The following is a 23,297-nucleotide window of genomic DNA, read 5'->3' on the forward strand; positions in this document are numbered from 1 at the left end:
CCATCATCGCGATGAGCTGCCGCTTCCCCGGGGATGTGCGCACCCCCGAGGACCTGTGGGAGCTGCTGGCCGAGGGCCGGGACGGCATCGACCGGCTGCCGGAGGACCGGGGCTGGGACCTCGAGGCGTTCTACGACCCGGACCCGGACCGGCCCGGCACCTCGTACGCCCGCGAGGGCGGCTTCTACTACGACGCCCACCACTTCGACCCGGCCTTCTTCGGCATCAACCCGCGCGAGGCGCTCGCCATGGACCCCCAGCAGCGGCTGCTGCTGGAGACCTCCTGGGAGTCCTTCGAGCGGGCGGGCCTCGACCCGGGTGCGCTGCGCGGCAAGCAGGTCGGCGTGTTCGTCGGCCAGATGCACAACGACTACGTGTCCCGGCTGCACACCGTCCCGGAGGGTGTCGAGGGCTACCTCGGCACCGGCGGCTCCAGCAGCATCGCCTCCGGCCGGGTGGCGTACACCTTCGGCTTCGAGGGCCCGGCCGTCACCGTCGACACGGCGTGTTCGTCGTCGCTGGTGGCGCTGCATCTGGCGGCGCAGGCGCTGCGCAACGGCGAGTGCACGATGGCGCTCGCGGGCGGTGTCACCATCATCACCACCCCCGACGTCTTCACCGAGTTCAGCCGCCAGCGCGGCCTGGCCAGGAACGGCCGCTGCAAGCCGTTCGCCGCGGCCGCCGACGGCACGGCCTGGGGGGAGGGCGTGGGCATGCTGCTGGTGGAGCGGCTGTCGGACGCCCGGCGCAACGGCCACAAGGTGCTGGCGGTCGTGCGGGGCACGGCGGTCAACCAGGACGGCGCGTCCAATGGTCTGACGGCGCCGAACGGGCCGTCGCAGCAGCGGGTGATTCGGCAGGCGCTGGCGAACGCGGGTCTGACGGCTGGTGATGTGGACGCGGTGGAGGCGCACGGTACGGGTACGACGCTGGGCGACCCGATCGAGGCGCAGGCCCTGCTGGCCACGTACGGCAAGGAGAAGTCTCCCGAGCAGCCGCTGTGGCTGGGCTCGATCAAGTCCAACTTCGGCCATACGCAGGCCGCGGCCGGTGTCGCGGGCATCATCAAGATGGTGCAGGCGATGCGGCACGGAGTGCTGCCGAAGTCGCTGCACATCGATGAGCCGTCGCCGCATGTGGACTGGGCGGCGGGTGCGGTGTCGCTGCTGAGCGAGGCGCGGGAGTGGCCGGAGACCGGGCGTCCGCGCCGGGCCGGTATTTCGTCCTTCGGCATGAGCGGCACCAACGCGCACACCATCATCGAGCAGGTGCCGGAGCCCGAGGCGGCCGAGGCTTCCGCGCTCCCGCCGGGTGAGCCGTCCGTGCTGCCGCGGGCGCTGCCGTGGGCGCTGTCCGCCAAGACCCCCGAGGGGCTGCGCGCCCAGGGGGCCCGGCTCCGCGCCCATGTGGCCGACCGCCCCGAGCTGTCCCTGGCCGACCTCGGCCACTCCCTGGCCACCTCCCGGGTGCCGTTCGAGCACCGGGCGGCCCTCGTCGCCCGGGACCGGGACGCCTTCCTGGCCGGTCTCGACGCCCTCGCCGAGGGCCGCATCACGACCGGGCTGGTCGAGGGCGCGGTGGCCGAGGGCGGCAAGCTGGCCGTTCTGTTCACCGGGCAGGGCAGCCAGCGGCTCGGCATGGGCCGCGAGCTCTACGACGCCTACCCGGCGTTCGCGGAGTCGTTCGACGCCGTCTGCGACGAACTGGACCCGCATCTCGAACGACCGCTGAAGACGGTGATGTTCGGGGACGACGCGGAGCTGCTGGACCGGACCGGCTTTACCCAGCCCGCCCTGTTCGCGATCGAGGTGGCGCTGTTCCGCCTGGTCGAGGCGTGGGGTGTGAAGCCGGACTTCCTCTCCGGCCACTCCATCGGCGAACTGGCGGCGGCCCATGTCGCCGGTGTGCTCTCGCTGGCCGACGCGGCGAAGCTGGTGGCCGCCCGTGGCCGGCTGATGCAGCGGCTGCCCGCCGGTGGCGCGATGATCGCCGTCCAGGCGTCCGAGGACGAGGTGACCCCGCGGCTCGGCAAGCGCGTGAGCATCGCCGCCGTCAACGGCCCGACCTCGGTCGTGGTCGCGGGCGACGAGGACGCGGCACTGGAGATCGCGGCGGCCTTCGAGGCGGAGGGCCGCAAGACCAAGCGGCTCACCGTCAGCCACGCGTTCCACTCGCCCCACATGGACGGCATGCTGGACGCCTTCCGCGAGGTGGCGCACGAGGTGATGTACCAGCCCCCGCGCATCCCGATCGTGTCCAACCTGACCGGTGCCGTGGTCTCCGCCGAGGAGATCATGACGGCTGACTTCTGGGTGCGCCACGTCCGCGAGGCCGTCCGCTTCCTGGACGGGGTACGGACCCTGGAGGCGCAGAACGTCTCCACGTACCTCGAGCTCGGCCCCGACGGCGTCCTGACCGCCATGGCCCAGGACTGCGTGACCGACCCCGCGTCCGACGCCGGGTTCGCCGCCGTGCTGCGCAAGGGCCGCCCCGAGGCCGAGACGCTGCTCACGGCGATCGGCACCGCCCATGTCCGGGGCGCCGCCGTGGACTTCGGTCCGCTGTACGCCCCGTACGGCCCGCGGCTGGTCGATCTGCCGACGTACGCCTTCCAGCGCCGCTCGTTCTGGCTGGACGCCGGACCGGTCGGCGGCGACGCCACCGCGATCGGCCTGCACGCGGCGGGCCACCCGCTGCTGGGCGCCGCCGTGGAACTGCCCGACTCGGACGGCATCGCCTTCACCGGACGGCTCTCCCTCCAGACCCAGCCCTGGCTGGCCGACCACGCCGTCATGGGCACGGTGCTGCTGCCCGGCACCGCCTTCGTGGAACTGGCCCTGCGCGCCGGGGACCACGCGGGCTGCGACCGCCTCGACGAACTCACCCTGGAAGCCCCCCTGATCGTCCCCGACCAGGGCGCCATCCAACTCCGACTCTCCCTCACCGCCCCCGACGACACCGGCCGCCGCGCGCTGACCCTGCACTCCCGTGCCGAGGGCGCCCCGACGGACGAACCGTGGCTGCGCCACGCCACGGGCGCCTTGGCGGCGGGCACGGTGGAGAGTCCGTTCGATCTGAGCGCCTGGCCGCCCGCCGAGGCGGAGCGCATCGACACTGACGGCCTGTACGAGGGCCTGGCCGAGGCGGGCTTCGCCTACGGCCCGGTCTTCCAGGGCCTGACGGCCGCCTGGCGACGCGGCGACGAGGTGTTCGCCGAGGTACGCCTGCCGGAGGACCGCAAGTCCGACGCGGGCGCGTTCGGGCTGCATCCGGCGCTGCTGGACGCGGCCCTGCACGCACTCGGTCTGGCCGCAGCCGAAGAGGGCAACGGCCAGGGTCGCCTGCCCTTCTCCTGGACCGGAGTATCCCTGCACGCGGTGGGCGCCTCGGCCCTACGCGTGCGGGTCGCAGGCACGACAACGGGCACGGTGTCGCTCCAGCTCGCGGACGTGACGGGCGCCCCGGTGGCATCGGTAGAGGGCCTGGCCCTCCGCTCGATCTCCCCGGACCAGCTGGGCGCAGCCCGCCCCGGGAGCCCCTCCGACTCCCTCTTCCGCCTGGACTGGCTCCCGGTACCGGCCCAGTCCACCGAGGTGACCCCCAACCACTGGGCGGCAGTAGGCCCCGACACCTTGGGCCTCCAGACCTACGCGGATCTGGACAAGCTGGCAGAGGCGGTCGCCTCCGGCACGCAGCTCCCGGAATACGTCGTGGCTGACCTGGCAGCCCAGGGTCAGGCGAATCAAGCCCGTCCGGCGATTGAGGACACGCCCGAAGGGCGCCCGGGCCCGCACTCGCACGGTGCGGCATCTCCAGCCCGTCAGGCGCTCGAGGACCGGGGCTCGGGGGCGGAGCCTTCGGACGATGCGGCACTTCAAGCCCGTCCGGCGCTTGAGGACCGGGGTCCTGGGGCGGAGCCCAGCCACGCGGCGGAGCCGCATATCGATGCTGCGGGAAGGGGCGGGATTGGGGAAACCCCCTCACCGGCCGACACGGCGCACCGAGCCACCGCCCAAGCACTGACCCTGCTGCAGCAGTGGCTGACCGACGACCGCTTCGCAGACGCCCGCCTGGTCATCCTCACCTCAGGAGCCGTAAGCACCGGCACGGACGCCCCCGCCCCCGACCCGGCCCAAGCCGCCATCTGGGGCCTGGCCCGCTCCGCCCAGGCGGAAAACCCGGACCGCATCGTCCTGGTGGACACCGACGGCAAGGGCAAGCCACAAGACGCCATGGCCACCGCCCTGGCAACGGGCGAACCCCAAATCGCCCTCCGCGACGGCGCCCCCCGGGCGCCAAGGCTGGCACGGGCCACCGTGGCGGCGGACCAGGAGACCCCGGCGTTCGACCCTGAGGGCACGGTCCTGGTCACCGGTGCCAGTGGCACGCTGGGCGCGCTCTTCGCGCGCCACATGGTGGCCGAGCACGGCGTACGCCACCTCCTCCTGCTCAGCCGTCGCGGCGAAAACGCCCCCGGCGCCGCCGAACTCACCACCGAACTAAGCGAGTTGGGCGCGGAAGCACACTGGGCAGCCTGCGACGCGGCCGACCGAAACGCCCTCGCCGCGACCCTCGCCGACATCCCAGCCGAGCACCCCCTCACCGCCGTGATCCACACCGCGGGCGTCCTGGACGACGGAGTGATCGGCTCGCTCACCCCCGAGCGCTTGGCCACCGTGGCCCGCCCGAAGGCACACGCGGCGTGGAACCTCCACGAGCTGACGCAGGGCGCGGACCTGTCCGCGTTCATCCTGTTCAGCTCGGCCGCAGGCGTCTTCGGTGGCCCCGGCCAGGGCAACTACGCGGCGGCCAACGCCTTCCTGGACGCCCTCGCCCAGCACCGCCGCGCCGGCGGCCTGCCCGCCACCTCCCTCGCCTGGGGCCTGTGGTCGGTGGCCGGAGGCATGGGCGGTGAGCTGGACGAGGCCGAGATCGCCCGCATCCGGCGCGGCGGGGTCGGGGTGCTCACGGCCGAGAGCGGCCTGGAGCTGTTCGACGCCGCGCAGAGCGTCGCACAGGGCTCGGACGAGGCCCTCCTCGTACCGCTGCCGCTCGACATGGCCGCCCTCAGGGCACAGGCGGGGAGCGGCATGCTGCCCGCGCTCTTCCGCGGCCTGGTCCGGGCCCCCGCGCGCCGCGCGGCGGAGTCCGCGGCGGCCGCCGCGGCCGGTGCCGAGGCGCTGCGCGAGCGGCTCGCCGGGCTCTCCGAGCCCGAGCGCGAGGAGGTGCTGCTGGAGCTGGTGTGCACCCAGGTGGCGGCCGTCCTCGGCTACCCGGGCCCGGAGACGGTGGACCCGGCCCGCTCGTTCAGCGAGGTCGGCTTCGACTCGCTGACCGCGGTCGAGCTCCGTAACCGTCTCAACGCGACGACCGGAGTCCGCCTCCCGGCGACGCTGGTCTTCGACTACCCGACGCCCAACGCACTGGTCGAGTATCTGCGTGGCGAGATCCTGCCGGACGACGCGACGGCGGTCACCTCGCTGCTCGCGGAGCTCGACGGGCTGGAGAAGTCCCTGGCCGGAGCCGCCACGGACGACGAGGGCCGGAGCAGGATCACCGCGCGGCTGCAGGCACTGCTCGCGCAATGGAACGACGACCGAGGACCGGAAGACGGCGCCGGAGTCGCCGAGGAGCTGGAGTCCGCCACGGACGACGACCTCTTCGACTTCATCGGCAAGGAATTCGGGATCTCCTGAAGTGACCGTAGCCGGCGTGAAGTGACAAGGCCTTCCGGATTCCTCGAGAGGGAAACGCACGTATGAATGAGGAAAAGCTCCGCTACTTTCTCAAGCGGGTGACCGCCGACCTGCATGAGACCCGGCGCCGCCTGCAGGAGGTGGAGTCGGAGGACCAGGAGCCCATCGCGATCGTCGGCATGAGCTGCCGCTACCCGGGCGGGGTCAGCTCGCCCGAGGACCTGTGGCGGCTGGTGTCCGAGGGCGGGGACGGCATTTCCGAGTTCCCCACCGACCGTGGCTGGGACATCGGGCGGCTCTTCGACGACAATCCGGACGGCGCGGGCACGAGCTATGTCCGGGAGGGCGGTTTCCTCCACGACGCCAACTATTTCGACCCGGCGTTCTTCGGCATCAATCCGCGCGAGGCGCTCGCGATGGACCCGCAGCAGCGGCTGCTGTTGGAGACCACCTGGGAGGTGTTCGAGCGGGCGGGCATCGACGCCACCTCCGTGCGCGGCACCCGTACCGGTGTCTTCGCGGGCGTCATGTACCACGACTACGCCTCGCGGCTGCGCGCCGTGCCGCCCGGTGTCGAGGGCTATCTCGGCACCGGCGGCTCCAGCAGCATCGCCTCCGGCCGGGTGGCGTACACCTTCGGCCTGGAGGGCCCGGCGCTCACGGTCGACACGGCGTGTTCCTCGTCTCTGGTGACCCTGCACCTGGCCATGCAGGCGCTGCGCAATGGCGAGTGCTCACTGGCGCTGGCGGGCGGTGTCACCGTGATGTCGACGCCCGGCACGTTCACCGAGTTCAGCCGCCAGCGCGGGCTGTCCTTCGACGGCCGCTGCAAGTCCTTCGCGGCGTCCGCCGACGGCACCGGCTGGTCCGAGGGCGCGGGCATGCTGCTGGTGGAGCGGCTGTCGGACGCGCGAAAGAACGGCCACAAGGTGCTGGCCGTCGTCCGTGGCTCGGCCATCAACCAGGACGGCGCGTCCAACGGTCTGACCGCGCCCAACGGCCCGTCCCAGCAGCGCGTCATCCGCCAGGCGCTCGCCAGCGCCCGGCTGACGGCCGACCAGATCGACGTGGTCGAGGCGCACGGCACGGGTACGACGCTGGGCGACCCGATCGAGGCGCAGGCGCTGCTCGCCACGTACGGCAAGGAGAAGCCCGCCGAACGGCCGCTGCTGCTGGGCTCCATCAAGTCCAACGTCGGCCACACCCAGGCCGCCGCCGGTGTCGCCGGGATCATCAAGATGGTCAAGGCGATCGAGCACGGCTATGTGCCCAAGTCCCTGCACATCGACGAGCCGTCGCCGCACATCGACTGGTCGGCCGGGGCCGTCTCGCTGCTGACCGAGGGCCGGCCGTGGCCGGAGACCGGCCGTCCGCGCCGCGCCGCCGTGTCGTCGTTCGGCATCAGCGGCACCAACGCCCACCTGATCGTCGAGCAGCCCCCGGCGGAGGACCCCGAGGGCGAGGAGGAGACCGCGGAGGCCCCCGCCGAAGGGATGGCGGCGCCCTCAGAAGAGACGGCGGCGCCCCGCACCCTCCCCCTCCTGCCGTGGCTGGTCTCCGGCAAGGGCGAGGACGCGCTGCGCGCCCAGGCCGCCCGGCTCCACGCCTATGTGGCCGAACGCCCCGATCTTGACCCGGTGTCCCTCGGCCACTCCCTGGCCACCACCCGCGCCGCCCTGGAGAACCGCGCGGCCGTCATCGCCGGTGACCGCGCCACCTTCCTCGACCGCCTCGCCGCGCTCGCCTCCGGTGAGCCCGCCGCCGGGGTGGTCCAGGGCGTGGAGACCCGGGGCAAGCTGGCGTTCCTCTTCACCGGCCAGGGCAGCCAGCGCCTCGGCATGGGCCGCGAGCTCTACGAGACCTACCCGGCGTTCGCGGAGGCGCTCGACGCGGTGTGCGCCGCGCTCGACCCGCGCCTCGAACGGCCGCTGAAGGACGTGCTGTTCGGGGACGACGCCGCCACGCTCGACCGGACCGGCTTCACCCAGCCCGCGCTGTTCGCGGTCGAGGTGGCCCTCTTCCGCCTCGTCGAATCCTGGGGCCTGAAGCCGGACGTGGTCTCCGGCCACTCCATCGGCGAGATCGCCGCCGCGCATGTCGCGGGGGTCCTCTCGCTCGACGCCGCCGCCCTGCTGGTGGCGGCCCGGGGCCGCCTCATGCAGCGGCTGCCGGGTGGCGGCGCGATGATCGCCGTCCAGGCGTCCGAGGACGAGGTGGCGCCGCTGCTCACCGACCGGGTGTCCATCGCCGCGCTCAACGGCCCGACGTCGGTGGTCATCGCGGGCGACGCGGACGCGGCTCTGGAGATCGCTTCCGGTTTCGAGGCGCAGGGCCGTAAGACCAAGCGCCTCACCGTCAGCCACGCGTTCCACTCGCCGCTGATGGACCCGATGCTGGAGCCGTTCCGCAAGGTCGCGGAGAGCCTGACGTACGAGGCCCCGAAGATCCCGGTGGTCTCCAACCTCACCGGCGGCATCGCACCCGCCGCTGAGATCGCCACCGCCGACTTCTGGGTGCGCCATGTCCGCGAGGCCGTGCGCTTCCTCGACGGCATGCGCGCGATGGAGGCGCAGGGCGTCACCACCTACCTCGAACTCGGCCCGGACGGTGTGCTGTCCGCGCTCGGCCAGGAGTGTCTGGCGGGCGAGTCCGAGCACGTGGCGTTCGCCCCCGCCCTGCGGTCCGGCCGCCCCGAGGCCGAGACCCTGACCACCGCCCTGGCCACCCTGCACACCCGGGGCACGGCCCCCGACTGGGCGGCGTACTACGCGGGCACCGGCGCCGAGCGCGTCGAACTGCCCACATACGCCTTCCAGCGCGAGCACTACTGGCTGGACGCGGGCACCGCCTACGGCGACGTCTCCTCCGTCGGCCTCGGCACCGCCGACCATCCGCTGCTCGGTACGGCCGTCTCCCTGGCCGACGCGGAGGGCTTCCTCTTCACCGGGCGGCTCGCGCTGGACACCCATCCGTGGCTGGCCGACCACGCCGTCATGGGCGCGGTGCTGCTGCCCGGCACCGCGTTCGTGGAACTGGCGGTGCGCGCCGGTGAGCAGGCCGGATGCGATCTGGTCGAGGAGCTCACCCTGGAGGCCCCGCTGATCCTGCCCGAGCGGGGCGGGGTGCAGCTCCAGATCGCCGTGGGCGCCCAGGACGACACCGGCCGCCGCGCCCTCGCCCTCCACTCCCGCCCCGAGGAGGCCGGAGACGACGAGCCGTGGCTGCGGCACGCGACCGGCGTCCTCGCGGAGAGCGCCCCCGCGTCCCCGTCGTTCGACCTGAGCGCCTGGCCGCCCGCCGGGACGGAGCGCATCGAGACCGACGGTCTGTACGAGGGCCTGGCCGAGGCGGGCTTCGGCTACGGCCCGGTCTTCCAGGGCCTGCGCGCCGCCTGGCGGGGCGACGGCGAGGTCTACGCCGAGGTCGCCCTCCCCGAGGACACCGAACCCGGCGCCACCCTCTTCGGCCTCCACCCGGCCCTGCTGGACGCCGTCCTGCACACCATCGGCCTCAGCGACCTGACCGAGAACCCGGGCCAGGGCGGACTCCCCTTCTCCTGGACCGGCGTCCGCATCCACTCGGTGGGCGCGGACACGGTACGCGTCCGCCTGTCACCGGCCGGAAACGGCACGGTGTCCCTCCAACTCGCGGACGTGACGGGCACCCCGGTGGCCACGGTCGACCGCCTGGCCCTCCGCACGGTCTCCCAGGACCAGCTGACCACCCCGGGCACCGCCCCCGACGCCCTGTTCAAGGTGGACTGGACCCCGATCCCGGCAACACCCGAGCCGGTGTCCCAGAACGACTGGACGGCGATAGGTCCCAACACCCCCTACCCGGACCTGGCAGCACTCTCCAAGGCCGTCAATTCCGGAACCCCGCTGCCGGAATACGTGGTGGTGTCCCTGGCCGCACCTCTGGCGTCGGACAGTGCGCAAAATCAGGCCCGTCCGGCGATTGAGGACACGCCCGAAGGGCGCCCGAGCGCGGCATCTCCAGCCGACGCGGCACTTCAAGCCCGTCCGGCGTTTGAGGGCCGGGTCTCGGGGGCGGAGCCTTCGGCTGACGCGGCATCTCCAGCCCGTCCGGGGATTGAGGGCCGGGTCTCGGGGGCGGAGCCTTCGGCTGACGCGGCATCTCCAGCCCGTCCGGCGTTTGAGGACCGGGGTCCAGGGGCGGAGCCCATGGTTACGGGAAGGGGCGGGATAGGGGAAAACCCCACCGAAGCCGCACACCACACCACCACCCAAGCCCTCAACCTCCTCCAAACCTGGCTGGCCGAAGCCCACTTCACCGACACCCGCCTCGTCATCCTCACGGACGGCACCAACCTCGCCCACACCGCCGCCCACGGCCTCATCCGCTCCGCCCAGTCGGAGAACCCGGGCCGCATCATCCTGGTGGACACCGACACCCACCCGGACTCCCTCGAAGCCCTCGAAGCCTTCGAAGCCCTCGAAGCCCTGCCCACCGCCCTCGCATCCGGCGAGCAGGAACTCGCGGTGCGCGAAGGCACGGTCAAGGCCCCCCGCCTGGCCCGCGCCACCGCGCCGGAGCAGGACCAGGCCACGGAGTGGAACCCCAACGGCACAGTCCTCCTCACCGGCGCATCCGGCACCCTGGGCACCCTCTTCGCCCGCCACCTCGTAACCGACCGCGGCGTACGCCACCTCCTCCTGGTCAGCCGCCGCGGCGAAAGCGCCCCCGGCGCGGCCGAACTCACCGCCGAACTGGCCCAGCTGGGCGCCGAAGCCCACTGGGCGGCCTGCGACGTAGCGGACCGGGACGCCCTCGCCGCGACCCTCGCCGCGATCCCGGCCGAGCACCCCCTCACCGCCGTCGTGCACACCGCGGGCGTCCTGGACGACGGCGTGATCGCGTCCCTCACCCCGGACCGGCTCACCACCGTCCTCCGCCCCAAGGCGGACGCGGCCTGGAACCTGCACGAGCTGACGCGGGACGCGGACCTGTCCGCGTTCATCCTGTTCAGCTCGGCCGCAGGCGTCTTCGGCGGCGCCGGCCAGGGCAACTACGCGGCGGCCAACGCCTTCCTGGACGCCCTCGCCCAGCACCGCCGCGCGGACGGCCTGCCCGCCACCTCCCTGGCCTGGGGCCTGTGGGCCGAGCCCGGCGGCATGGCCGGAGACCTGGACGAGGCGGAACTCGCCCGTCTCCGGCGCGGTGGCATCGCCGCCATCACCGCCGACCAGGGCCGAGAGCTGTTCGACCTGGCGAACGCCGCGGACGACGCGCTGTTGGTCCCCATGCCCCTCGACCTGGCCGCCCTCCGGGCACAGGCAAGCGCCGGAATGCTGCCGCCGCTCTTCCGCGGACTCGTCCGCGTCCCGCCCCGCCGCGCGGCCCAGGCCGCCGCCGCGGCGCGGTCCGGCGCGCTCGCCCAGCAGCTTGCCGGGGCGGCGTCCGACGCCGAGGCCGAGGCCATCGTCCTCGGCCTGGTCCGTACGCAGGTGGCGGCCGTGCTCGGCTACGCCGGGCCCGAAGCGGTCGAGCCCCAGCGCGCGTTCAGCGAGGTCGGCTTCGACTCGCTCACCGCCGTGGAACTGCGCAACCGCCTGACCGCGGTCAGCGGCGTCCGGCTGCCCGCCACGCTGATCTTCGACTATCCGACCCCCGCCGCCCTCGCCGCGTATCTGCGGGCCGAGGCCCAGGGCAGCCAGGAGGACGCGGCGGCGCCCGTGGCCGCCGCCACCGCACACGACGACGACCCGATCGCGATCGTGGCGATGAGCTGCCGTTTCCCCGGCGGGGTGACCTCGCCCGAGGACCTGTGGAAGCTGGTCACCGACGGCGCGGACGCCATCACCGACATGCCCACCGACCGCGGCTGGGACATCGAGTCGCTCTACGACGACGACCCCGACCAGCAGGGCACCAGCTACGCCCGCAACGGCGGATTCCTCCACGACGCCCACCACTTCGACCCCGTCTTCTTCGGGATCTCGCCGCGTGAGGCGCTCGCGATGGACCCGCAACAGCGGCTGCTGCTGGAGACCACCTGGGAGGCGTTCGAGCGGGCCGGGATCGACCCGGCGACGGTGCGCGGCAGCCGGACCGGTGTCTACACGGGCGTCATGTACAACGACTACGGCACCCTCCTGCACCGCGCCCCCGACGGCCTCGAGGGCTACATGGGCACCGCCAGCTCCGGCAGCGTCGCCTCGGGCCGGGTGTCGTACACCTTCGGCCTTGAGGGCCCGGCGGTCACGGTCGATACGGCGTGCTCGTCGTCGCTGGTCACCCTGCACATGGCGGTGCAGGCGCTGCGCAACGGCGAATGCTCGCTCGCGCTCGCGGGCGGTGTCACCGTCATGGCCACCCCCGGCACCTTCGTGGCCTTCAGCAAGCAGCGCGGCCTCGCGACGGACGGCCGCTGCAAGCCCTTCGCCGCCGCGGCCGACGGTACGGCCTGGGGCGAGGGCGTGGGCATGCTGCTGGTCGAGCGGCTGTCGGACGCGCGCAAGAACGGCCACCCGGTCCTCGCGATCGTCCGCGGTTCGGCCATCAACCAGGACGGCGCGTCCAACGGCCTCACCGCGCCCAACGGCCCGTCCCAGCAGCGCGTCATCCGGCAGGCCCTCGCCAACGCCCGGCTGTCCGCCTCAGAGGTGGACGTCGTCGAAGCACACGGCACCGGTACGACGCTCGGCGACCCGATCGAGGCGCAGGCGCTGCTCGCCACGTACGGCCAGGAGCACACCGAGGACGAACCGCTCTGGCTGGGCTCGGTGAAGTCCAACTTCGGCCACACCCAGGCCGCGGCCGGTGTCGCCGGGATCATCAAGATGGTCAAGGCCATCGAGCACGGCGTGCTGCCCAGGACCCTGCACGTGGATGAGCCGTCCCCGCACGTGGACTGGACAGCGGGCGCGGTCTCGCTGCTCACCGACCGGACGGAGTGGCCGGAGACCGGCCGTCCGCGCCGCGCCGCGGTGTCCTCGTTCGGCATCAGCGGCACCAACGCGCACACCATCATCGAGCAGGCCCCGGCCGAGCGGCCCACGGCCGCCGACACGGCCGCACCCGAGCCGGGTCCGCTGCCGTGGATTCTGTCCGGCAGGAGCGAGACGGCGCTGAGCGCCCAGGCCGAGCGGCTGCTGGCCCACCTCGATGCCCACTTCGATGCCCACTTCGACGCTCACCTCGACGCCCACCCGGGCCCGCGCCCGGCCGACGTCGGCTACTCCCTGGCCACCACCCGCGCCGTCCACGACCAGCGCGCGGTGCTGGTCGGCACGGACCGCGAGGACTTCACCCGCGCCCTGACCGCACTCGCCCGGGGCGAGGCGGCGGCCCAACTGGTGCAGGGCACCGGGACGGCCGGCAAGACGGCGTTCGTGTTCCCGGGGCAGGGGTCGCAGTGGGCCGGTATGGCGGTGGGGCTGATGGACGCCTCGCCCGTCTTCGCGTCCCGTATCCACGAATGCGCCGCCGCGCTCGCGGAGTTCACCGACTGGTCGTTGGTGGAGGTGCTGCGCGGCGCCGAGGGCGCGCCGTCGCTGGAGCGCGTGGATGTGGTCCAGCCGGTGCTGTTCGCCGTGATGGTGTCCCTCGCCGAACTGTGGCGTTCGCTGGGCGTCCGGCCGTCCGCCGTCGTCGGCCACTCCCAGGGCGAGATCGCGGCCGCGTGCGTGGCCGGAATCCTGTCGCTCCAGGACGCCGCCCGTGTGGTGGCGCTGCGCAGTCAGGCGATCGGCCGGGTGCTGGCGGGCAGAGGCGGCATGGTGTCGGTGGCGCTGCCGGTGGCGGACGTACGGGAGCGGATCGCGGCCTGGGGCGAGGAGCGCATCTCCGTCGCGGCTGTCAACGGGCCCTCCTCGGCGGTGGTTTCGGGCGAGCCCGAGGCGCTGGACGAGCTGCTCGCGTCCTGCGAGGCGGATGAGGTGCGGGCGCGGCGGGTGCCGGTGGACTACGCCTCGCACTCGGCCCAGGTCGAACTCCTCCGCGAGGAACTCCTGGAGCTGCTCGCGCCCGTACAGCCGAAGAACGCCCAGGTGCCGTTCCTCTCCACCGTCACGGGGGAGTGGGTCGACGGTTCCGAGCTGGACGCCGAGTACTGGTTCACCAACCTCCGTCGCACCGTCGAGCTGGAGAGCGCCATCCGCCGCCTGCTGGACGAGGGCTTCGGAGCCTTCATCGAGTCCAGCGCCCACCCCGTCCTCACCGTAGGCGTGCAGGAGACCGCCGAGGACGCGGGCCGCGAGGCCGCCGCGATCGGCTCGCTGCGCCGCGACGAGGGCGGCCTGGACCGCTTCTACACCTCGCTGGGCGAGGCGTGGACGCGCGGTGTGGCCGTGGACTGGGAGGCGGTGTACGAGGGGACGGACGCGGTCCGCGTCGAGCTGCCCACGTACGCCTTCCAGCACGAGCGCTACTGGATCGAGGTGCCGCTCTCGGTGGGCGATGTCGCCTCCGCCGGTCTCGGCGCCGCCGGGCATCCGCTGCTGGGCGCCGCCGTCGAACTGCCGGACTCCGACGGCTTCCTGCTCACCGGGCGGCTCTCCCTCCAGACCCACCCCTGGCTCGCCGACCACGCCGTGTCCGGCACCGTACTGCTGCCGGGAACGGCCTTCGTGGAGCTGGCGATCCGCGCCGGTGACCAGGTCGGCTGCGATCTGCTGGACGAGCTGACCCTGGAGGCGCCGCTGATCCTGCCCGCCCGGGGCGGGGTCCAGCTGCGGCTGACCGTCGGCGCGCCCGACGCGAGTGGCCGCCGGGAGCTGGAGGTCTACTCCCGCCCGGAGCCGGACGCGGGCCGGGGCGATGCCCCGGACGGGACCTGGAGCCGCCACGCCGGCGGTGTGCTCGCCTCCGGCGACGCGGCCGACAGCGGAGCGGACCTGTCCGTATGGCCGCCCGCGGAGGCCGTCGCGCTCGACGTGGACGACCTCTACGAGCGGTTCGCGGCGGGCGGCTTCGGCTACGGCCCGGCGTTCCAGGGGCTCCAGGCCGCATGGCGGCGCGGCGAGGAGGTCTTCGCCGAACTGCGCCTGGACCAGCGGCAGCACCGCGACGCCGCGCTGTTCGGGCTGCACCCGGCGCTGCTGGACGCCGCGCTGCACGGGGTCGCGCTCGGCGACTTCCTGGGCGCCGGGGCCGACGGGATCCGGCTGCCGTTCTCCTGGAGCGGGGTCACCCTCCACGCGGCGGGCGCCACGGCGCTGCGGGTACGGATCGCCCCGGCCGGGCCGGAGACGGTGGCACTGACCGTCGCGGACGAGAACGGCGGCGCGGTCGCGTCGGTGGACTCCCTGGTGCTGCGGCGCATCGCCCCGGAGCAGCTGCGCGCGGCCCAGGTGACCTACCACGACTCGCTGTTCCGGCTGGAGTGGACGCCGGTGCCATCGCCCTCGGCGGCCCCCGCGGCCGTCCGCTGGGCCCTGGTCGGCGAGCAGGCCGCCGCGAACGGCAGGGACCCCTTCGGGTTGATCGACGCGCTGGAGTCCATCGGCGCCGAGTGCGCAGTCTTCCCCGATCTGACCGAGCTCGCGGCCGTGGTGGCCTCGGGCAGCCCCCGGCCGGATGTCGTCCTGCTCCCGCTCACCGGTCCCACCGGTGGCGGTGGCGGCCATCTGGCGGAGGGCGCGCGGCCGGCCACTCACGCGGCTCTGGCCACCCAGGCGGCTCTGGCCACCCAGGCGGCTCTGGCCACCCACGCGGCGCTGGACACCGCGCAGTCGTGGCTCGCGGAGGAGGGCCTGGCCGGGGCGCGGCTGGCGTTCGTGACCCGCGGGGCGGTCGCCACCTCCCCCGACGCCGAGGTGTACGACCTGCCGCACGCGCCCGTATGGGGGTTGATCCGCACCGCGCAGACCGAGAACCCGGACCGTTTCCTGCTGCTCGACCTGGACCACGAGGGGACCTCGGCCGATGCGCTCATGGCGGCCGCGGCCGGCGGTGAGCCGCAGCTCGCGGTCCGCGCGGGCGCCCTCCACGCGCCCCGGCTGGCCCGGGTCGCCACTCAGGAGGTCGCCACTCAGGAGGTCGCCACTCAGGAGGGAGACCGGACACCGGAGGGGCTGCCGGAGTTCGACCCGGACGGCACGGTCCTGATCACCGGCGCCACCGGTGTCCTCGGCGGACAGCTCGCCCGCCATCTGGTGGCCGAGCGCGGTGTGCGGCACCTGCTGCTCAACAGCCGCCGCGGCCAGCGCGCCCAGGGGATGCCCGAGCTGGCCGACGAACTGACCGCGCTGGGAGCCGAGGTGAGCGTCGCGGCCTGCGACGTGGCCGACCGCGAGGCGCTGTCGCTGCTGCTGGCCGAGGTGGATCCGGCGCATCCGCTCGCCGCCGTCGTACACACCGCCGGGGTGCTGGACGACGGGCTGCTGCCCGCGCTCACCCCGGAGCGGATCGACACGGTCTTCCGGCCGAAGGTGGACGCGGCGCTCAATCTGCACGAGCTGACCCTGGACCTGGGCCTGAAGGCGTTCGTGGTGTTCTCGTCCGCCGCCGGAATCTTCGGCGCGCCGGGCCAGGCCAACTACGCGGCGGCCAACACCTTCCTGGACGCCCTCGCCGCGCACCGCCGCTCCGCCGGGCTGCCCGCGCTCTCGCTGGCCTGGGGCCTGTGGGAGCAGCGCAGCGCGATGACCGGCGGCATGGCGGACGCGGACGTGGCCCGCATGGAGCGCTCCGGGATGGCGCCGCTGACCTCGCGGGACGGTCTGGAGCTGTTCGACACGGCGTGCTCGGTGGGCGGTGCGGCGGTGCTCGTACCGCTGCACCTGGACATCGCGCCGCTGCGCGAGCAGGCCGCCGACGGCGCGCTGCCCGCCGTCTTCCGCGGGCTGGTCCGGGCCCCGACCCGGCGTCGTACCGTCCCCGCCGGGGCGGCCGACACCGGCGGCCCCTCGCTGGCGCGGCGGCTGGCCGGGCTGGCCGAGGCGGAGCGCGAGCAGGCCGTGCTGGACCTGGTCCGCGGCCAGGCCGCCGCGGTCCTCGGTTTCGCGGACGCGGAGGCGGTGGGGGCCACCCGGGGCTTCCTGGAGCAGGGCTTCGACTCGCTGACCGCCGTGGAGCTGCGCAACCGGCTGGGCGCCGCGAGCGGGCTGCGGCTGCCCCCGACGCTGCTGTTCGACCACCCGACGCCCGAGCTGGTCACCCGGCAGCTGCTCGCGCGGCTGGCCGGGGCGGTGGCCGCCGAGGGCGGCGCGGTGTCGGACGCGGCGCGGGACGAGGCGGCGGGCGCCGAGCCGTCGGCCGTGTTCGGCGCGATGATGCGGGAGGCCGGACACCGCGGTGAGCAGGAGGAGTTCACCCGCCTGCTGATGGATGTCTCGCGGTTCCGGCCCTCGTTCGGAAGCGCCGCCGAGCTGGACAAGGCGCCCCCGATGGTGCGGCTCTCGCGCGGTGAGACCGGGCCCGCGCTGGTGTGCTTCTCCTCGATCCTGTCGATCGGCGGCCCGCACCAGTACGCCCGGTTCGCCACCGGATTCCGCGGCCACCGGAACGTCTGGGCACTCGGCAACCCCGGCTTCGTCGCCGGGGAGCGGCTTCCGGCCAACCCGGAGGCGGTGGTCGAGGCGCAGGCCGAGGCGGTGCTGCGGGAGACCGACGGGGCGCCGTTCGTACTGCTGGGCCACTCCTCGGGCGGGCTGCTCGCCCATGAGGTGGCCGCGCGGCTGGAGAGCACCGGGGTCTTCCCGGACGCGGTCGTCCTGCTCGACATCTACTCCCACGACCGCGACGCGGCCGTCGCCCTCCAGCCCGGGCTGAGCGCCGGGATGGACGAGCGGAGCGCGGGCCAGGTGCCGGTGGACGACACCCGGCTGCTGGCCATGGGCGCGTACTTCCGGCTGTTCGGGGAGTGGCGGCCCAAGGAGGTCAAGACGCCGACCCTGCTGGTCCGGGCCGGCGACCGGCTCTTCGACTGGTCCCGCGACGGCGACTGGCGGTCGTACTGGCAGCTCCCGCACACCGCGCTCGATGTGCCGGGGAACCACTTCACGATGATGGAGGAGCACGCCGCGACGACGGCCCGGACCGTGGCGGACTGGCTGTCCTGACGGGCGGACGCGGGCCCGAGCCCTCAAAGGGCCGGGCCCGCCTGCGGAGCTGTTCTCAGGACCGCTTGAATCGGTTGGGGTTGTTGTGGTCGCGATGGCGGGGGCACTGGCATGGCGGCCACGCTTGCCCCAGTGAGTAGGCGTCGCCCTTCTGCCCGTCGAGGACGGCCACGATCGCGCGTCGGGTGATGACGATCCCGTTGTGCGCCATGGTGTAGACGCGCATCGTCATCTTCGGCCGTTCGTCCCGGCCAGGCCGGTCGTCGGCCATCAGCGGTCCTCCTCTCCCGCTACGGGGGCGAGGAGTTGGAGCAGGCTGCGCAGGCTCCGTTTCACCATGCCGAGGTGGTAGGTCAGTTCTTCGGGTGTGCCGCTGGCCAGGTCGAGGGTTTCGGCTCCCGTGAGGGTCTGTCCGGCGACGATCACGACGGCCTGCTCAAGGCCGTCGCGGGTGGGCTTCCCGGCCACGACGCACGCGGGGCACAGGCCCGAACGCGGCGCGGTGGGGTTGTGGGGCCCGAAGTCGCCGGGGGTGGCGCACAGAGCGCACCCGGGGGAGAGGACGGGGGCGGCCCGTCCGTCGGCGGTCACCGGATCACCAACCTCCAAGCGGTTGAGGGTCACGCCCCCGGACCGGTCGGACGGTCGCGGGGGTTTTGCAACGTCGGCCACCTACCACTCCTCTCCGTAGTGATGTGATTACCAAGGAGGTTCAGCGTGACCTTCAGCGGGGAATCATTCAACTGATCAGATAGGAACGGATGGATGGTGAACGCCCCTTGAACCGCAAGGAGTTACACCCGGACAGCAGTCCGCTGGCCGCCTTCGGGGCCCGCCTGCGCAGCTTGCGTGAAGGCCGTGGCTGGACGCAGGAGGACCTGGCGGAGCGGACGGGATATTCCAGCGTGCACGTTTCGGCCATCGAAACTGCTCGGAAGCCTCCAACTCTTCGGTTCGTGCGTAGCATCGACCGCGCCTTCGGGACCGAGGGAACGGCGGATTCGTTCGAGCGCGAGTGGCGCGAGATCCGCCACGGCAGCCTGCTGGTGGGCTTCCCCGAGTACGTGGGGCACGAGGGCCGGGCAGCGGAGATCCGGCTGTACGAAGTGGGCGTCATCCCCGGTCTGCTCCAGACGCCGGAGTACGCGACGGTCCTGGCGGAGGGCGCGGTCAAGCGAGGGGCGATCACCGCCGAGCAGGCGCAGGAGCGGGTGGCGTTCATCGCGGAGCGGCAAGCCGCGCTCGTCCGGACGTCCCCGCCGCTGGTCTTCGTAGTGCTGGACGAAAGCTGTATCCGTCGGCCCATCGGCGAACCCGCCGTCATGGACGCCCAGTTCGCGCGGCTGGTCGAGTTCGCCGAGCTGCCGAACACCGTGCTCCAGATCGCCCCGTTCCACATGGGGACGCGCCGCCCGTTCGACCTGCCGCTCTACATCCTGACGATGTCGGACCGTTCGCTCATGTCCTACGCGGAGTCCGCCCAGCGGGGCCATTTCGAGCGGGACAGCACCTCAGTGGTGCCCCTACTGACGGCCTACCATCAGCTACAGGCCGAAGCGCCTTCTCAGGCTCAGTCTGTAGCCATGATCAGCCAGTTGCGGAAGGGCACCCCATGACGACCGAATCCCCCTATTGGTTCAAGTCTTCGTACAGCAACAACGGCGGCGCCTGCATAGAGGTCGCCGCCAACCTCGTCGCCTCGCGCGGCGTGGTCCCCGTCCGTGACAGCAAGGACCCGCACGGCCAGGCGCTCACGTTCGAGCCGACCGCCTGGTCGTCGTTCGTCTCCGCCGTCAGGCGCGGGGAGTTCCCCATCACCTGACCCAGCCGACAACCAGCCACCGAAGCGATCGGCCCCCGGACCGGGGGCCGTCGTCGTGGTATGGCGGAAGCGGGCTAAGCGGCCATCTCGCCGCGTATCTGATCAAGAGACTGGGAGGCGGCGGCATGCTGGGCGGGCAGCCGGGTACCAGCAGTGCGCACGATGCGCTGAAGTTGGTGAGGCAGTCGTTGGATGGCCGCCTCCTGGATCGCGGTGTCCAGCGATTGAGCGGCGCCGCTGCGGTCGTCGGCAAGCAGTTGGACGTGCGCGACGGTGATCAGCTCGATGACGCGCCACTGCGGTGCCACGACTGTCGTGGGCAGCGGGTTGTGCTCCACCAACCGCATGGCCGTATGCGTTCGTCCGGTGGATAAGTGGCCGCGGAGGCGGATCTCGTGGAGCGAGAAGGGGTTGAAGAGGCTGGTGTGGTCGACGTGGGAGAGCAGGTCGTCGGTCTCCCGCATCGCCCGGTCGAAGATTTCGCCGTTGCCCAGGGCGCCGGCCGCCCGAGCCAGAAGTGGCAGAGCTGCGGCTCGGGCGTTGTCATCCGGTGCCGTAGCAACAGCGCGGCTCAGGCGCTGGACGGCCGCGCCCTTCAGGTTCGCCTTGCGCAGCTCGTTGCCGTGCATGCGCAGCACGTACGAGGTCATGCCCCGGTCCTGGAAGTAGTCGGCGATCTCCAGGCTTTTGGCAGTCCAGTGGGCGGCTGTGGCCAGTCGCTCCTCAGGGAGCACGTTGCCGAGCGCGACGCCGAGCCCCACATGGGCTCGGGCGAGCAGATGCAGCACATCACGCTCGGTATGGCCATCGCCGATGCGGGCTTCGAGCCGGGCGACGAGCGGCCACAGTTCGGAGACGGCTTCGGAGGCATGGCCGGACTGCCGGGCGATCTCGGCGAGCCGGACGGTGGACTCGCCGAATTGCAGCATCGCCCGGTGGTCCGTGTCCGCGGGATCGGTGATCCCCAGGACATGCGGAGGCAGTTCCAGACAGTCACAGATCCGGCGGCGGGAGCCGACATCGTCCAGGGAGCGCTTCCCGAGTTCGAGGGCGGAGATGTAAGTCTTGTCGTAGCCGAGTAGCACGCCGAGATCGGTCTGGTTCATGCCATGGACCCGACGGTAGAAGCGCAGGATGCTCGACAGGTCTCCGGTGCCGAGAATGAGCTGGGCCTGCGGGGTGGCCCAGTGCCACTGGGCGTGCCGAGCCGAGGGCTGTGGACTGGGGAACCGGTTCCTCTCCACTTGCTGCGTGATCTCGTCCCCGCCCACGGTCGCTACATCCGCTCGTAGTCGTCCAAGCCCACGTCCCTGCGGCCGTACCAAGCGGCGATGGCCTGCTTGTAGCCCTCGGGCATGTTCAGCTCGGGCACCTCGTCGGCGGTGAACATGCCGAGCTGCTTGTGCTCATGGCTGACGACCGGACGCCGGTCGGGGGTCAGTACGATGCACCCGTAAGTGACGATCAGCACCCTCCGGCCGGGGATGGGCTGGTAGATCCATACACCGCCGTCAATGAGGGGGCCGGCCTTGACCTCCCAGCCGGTCTCCTCCTGGATCTCCCGTTCCAGCGCGGCTTCTGGGCTGGCATCCGGCGGCACCGCTCCATCAGGGCTGCCGATCTCCAGACGACCGCCGGGCAACTCCCACTCATCGCGCTCGTTCTTCAGCAGCACCACGCGGTCCTGAGCGTCCAGTGTGACGCCCTTCACGGAAACGGGCCAAAGCGGCGGCGTGTACGTCATGACGATCCTCGTCCTGCGGTGTGCAACCGGGCTCTCGGAACGTAGCACGCCCCACTCGATCTACATCCGCGCCGGGCGAATTGCCCGAGTCGACAATCAGTCGCTTTACCCCGTGCGACGCGATTGCCCACTCTGTCCACACCGACCTCGATCAAAGGAGTACGGCGATGCGCCACGCCGCAGCCGCCCCCGTGGCCCTGTTTTCGGGCCACTACGTCAACATCCGTGCCCCGCGTGCCAGCGACACCATCGCCGCACAACTCCGTGAGACCGGCCTCGTCACCGTCGATGGACTGTACAGCCGCCAGAACATCCTGGCTCTCGCTTCATGGCTGATGGCCGTCACACCGCACCCGCACAGCGCACCGGACGGCCTGACGCTGATCCGTGACACCGGCAGCCACTCCCGCCGCGCGGGCTTCGCCGGGCTCGGCAGTGGCGATCTGCAAGCACACACCGAGCGGTCCGGCATCCCCAGGCCGCCGCGGCTGATGCTCCTGGTGTGCCTGCGGCCCGCACCAGTTGGTGGGGACGTCCTCCTCGTCGACGGTCGCGATGTCCACGCCCGGCTTGTGCACAGCTGTCGCGAAGCGGCGATCGCCTTCTCCCAGCCCCGGACCGCGTACTTCGGCTCCGGGACCGGCCACGCCACCCAGGTCATCACCATCCACGCCGACGGACGCATCTCCATACGGCTGCGCCAGGACGGCCTGGCCCGGTGGAGCCCGAACGCCCAGCCGTACCTGCCCCGGCTACGGGGCGCCATCACCGACAGCCGGCATCGCATCACCCTCCAGGCCGGGCAGGGGTACCTGGTCGACAACCACCGCTGGCTGCATGCCCGCACGCGCTTCTCCGGAGACCGACAGTTCCTCCGCGCACTCGGCGAGCCCCACTTCTCTCTCCCCGAGGGTTTCAACCCGCTCCCCTCGGCCGCACCACTGGCCAAGACGACAAGGAGGTGCCGGACGTGACCGACACACGTCGACTGATCTCAGGGACCTTGATGGTCGATGAACGGACGGGCGACATCGGCCTGGTCATGGACCGGGTCCGCATCGTCACCGGGGACGGTGAGAACGGCGTAGCAGAACACGCCCCGTACGACCGGATCATCGTCGCGGTGCCGGACACCCTGTGCCGAAGGACCGTTTGCCGAGGGAACTCACGAGCCACGAAAGCCAGGAGGATCGCCGTGTACGAGATGCGTCCGGCTGCCGCCAAGGATCAGGAAGCGATTGCCGCGATGGTGTGCGCGCGCATGGCTTGGATGCGGGAGCGCGGTGTCCCCGATTGGCCCCGGACCGATGACGATGTGAACATCATCTCCTCCCAGGCAGCTGACCCGAACTTCCCCGTCTGGGCTCTCGTCGACGGCGGCCAGGTCATCGGCTGCACCACTGTGTTCACCACGACACCGGAGTGGGGCTGGACCGCCGAGGAACTGGCCCAGAGCGCGTACTTCCTGGCGACGTCGTTCACCCACCCCGCCCACCGACAGGACCAGCCCGGCCGTCTGATGGCGTGGTGGGCACTGGACCGGGCTGCCCATGAAGGCGTCAAGTGGGTGCGCCGTGGCACCTTCGTGGAACGGCTCATGACGTACTACCGCGACGTGCAGGGCTGGGGGTTGGTCCACACCCCCCAGCGCAAGAACCGCACCGCCTACCTCATGGCTCGCCGGGCAGAGGCCCTGCCTGAGCTGATGGCGGTGATCAAAGACTCCGGCACTCCGGCGGAGTGACGGCCGCACCACACGTCCTGTCCCGATGAGAAAGGTGATTGCCATGCGCCAGAGGACTCCGTTCGAGGGGTTGTTCGCCAACCAGGAGATCCGCGAGGTTCCGGGCCTGGACCTGCTCTACACCAAGAAGCAGGGCAGCTCGGACACGCAGACCGAGACCGACGACATCTGACAGTCCTTGGCTGCGGGCCGGGGCCAAATCCCCCCGCCCCCCGCCCGGTGGGGGGGGGGGGGGGCGGGGGGGCCCCCCCCGGGGCCCCCCCCG

Annotated in this window: 11 protein-coding genes; 7 read left to right on the forward strand and 4 right to left on the reverse strand. The window is 72.4% G+C overall.

The features are described from left to right. Both ACFXB5_RS40475 and ACFXB5_RS40480 read left to right on the forward strand, forming a co-directional pair. A partial coding sequence (locus ACFXB5_RS40475; RefSeq protein WP_385218216.1) for a type I polyketide synthase occupies positions 1-5,696 on the forward strand: 5,696 nt, incomplete at its 5' end. A 62-nt stretch (positions 5,697-5,758) separates the two neighbouring features. After that, entirely contained in the window at positions 5,759-17,722 is an 11,964-nt protein-coding gene (locus ACFXB5_RS40480) for a type I polyketide synthase (protein WP_385218219.1), read from the forward strand. A gap of 55 nt (positions 17,723-17,777) precedes the next feature. On the opposite strand, the gene ACFXB5_RS40485 is transcribed toward ACFXB5_RS40480, so the two are convergent. After that, positions 17,778-17,993: a hypothetical protein gene (locus ACFXB5_RS40485; protein WP_385218221.1), complete on the reverse strand. Its 216-nt coding sequence runs from the start codon at positions 17,991-17,993 to the stop codon at positions 17,778-17,780. After that, positions 17,993-18,394 carry a hypothetical protein gene (locus tag ACFXB5_RS40490; protein ID WP_385218223.1) on the reverse strand — a complete coding sequence of 134 codons (402 nt, stop codon included), beginning with the start codon at positions 18,392-18,394 and terminating at the stop codon, positions 17,993-17,995. The genes ACFXB5_RS40485 and ACFXB5_RS40490 overlap by 1 nt, the downstream gene beginning before the upstream one ends. Positions 18,395-18,483: 89 nt before the next feature. Between ACFXB5_RS40490 and ACFXB5_RS40495 the strand changes: the two genes are divergently transcribed. Next, positions 18,484-19,338 carry a helix-turn-helix domain-containing protein gene (locus ACFXB5_RS40495; protein WP_385218224.1) on the forward strand — a complete coding sequence of 285 codons (855 nt, stop codon included), beginning with the start codon at positions 18,484-18,486 and terminating at the stop codon, positions 19,336-19,338. Continuing rightward, positions 19,335-19,544, forward strand: coding sequence for a DUF397 domain-containing protein (locus ACFXB5_RS40500; RefSeq protein ID WP_385218227.1), 210 nt, complete (start codon positions 19,335-19,337; stop codon positions 19,542-19,544). Before ACFXB5_RS40495 ends, ACFXB5_RS40500 begins: the two co-directional genes overlap by 4 nt. A 74-nt stretch (positions 19,545-19,618) precedes the next feature. Here the strand turns inward: ACFXB5_RS40500 and ACFXB5_RS40505 are convergent, their stop codons facing one another. Then, the gene (locus ACFXB5_RS40505; protein ID WP_385218230.1) at positions 19,619-20,788 is read right to left on the reverse strand and encodes a helix-turn-helix domain-containing protein; all 1,170 of its coding nucleotides are present in this window, start codon (positions 20,786-20,788) and stop codon (positions 19,619-19,621) included. A 32-nt stretch (positions 20,789-20,820) separates the two neighbouring features. After that, positions 20,821-21,255, reverse strand: a complete 435-nt coding sequence (locus ACFXB5_RS40510; protein WP_385218232.1) for an NUDIX domain-containing protein — start codon at positions 21,253-21,255, stop codon at positions 20,821-20,823. Positions 21,256-21,455: 200 nt separating this feature from the next. Between ACFXB5_RS40510 and ACFXB5_RS40515 the strand changes: the two genes are divergently transcribed. From ACFXB5_RS40515 to ACFXB5_RS40525, 3 genes are read left to right on the forward strand one after another with little or no spacing between them, the layout of a single operon-like run. Further along, a complete protein-coding gene (locus ACFXB5_RS40515) occupies positions 21,456-22,262 on the forward strand; it encodes a TauD/TfdA family dioxygenase (RefSeq protein WP_385218235.1) in 807 nt (268 codons plus the stop codon). Continuing rightward, positions 22,259-23,032, forward strand: coding sequence for a hypothetical protein (locus ACFXB5_RS40520; protein WP_385218238.1), 774 nt, complete (start codon positions 22,259-22,261; stop codon positions 23,030-23,032). Before ACFXB5_RS40515 ends, ACFXB5_RS40520 begins: the two co-directional genes overlap by 4 nt. Positions 23,033-23,075: 43 nt before the next feature. Then, positions 23,076-23,204 carry a hypothetical protein gene (locus ACFXB5_RS40525; protein WP_385218240.1) on the forward strand — a complete coding sequence of 43 codons (129 nt, stop codon included), beginning with the start codon at positions 23,076-23,078 and terminating at the stop codon, positions 23,202-23,204. Positions 23,205-23,297: the final 93 nt, after the last annotated feature.

The sequence above is a fragment of the Streptomyces sp. NPDC059455 genome (genome assembly GCF_042750115.1).
Lineage (GTDB): Bacteria > Actinomycetota > Actinomycetes > Streptomycetales > Streptomycetaceae > Streptomyces > Streptomyces endocoffeicus.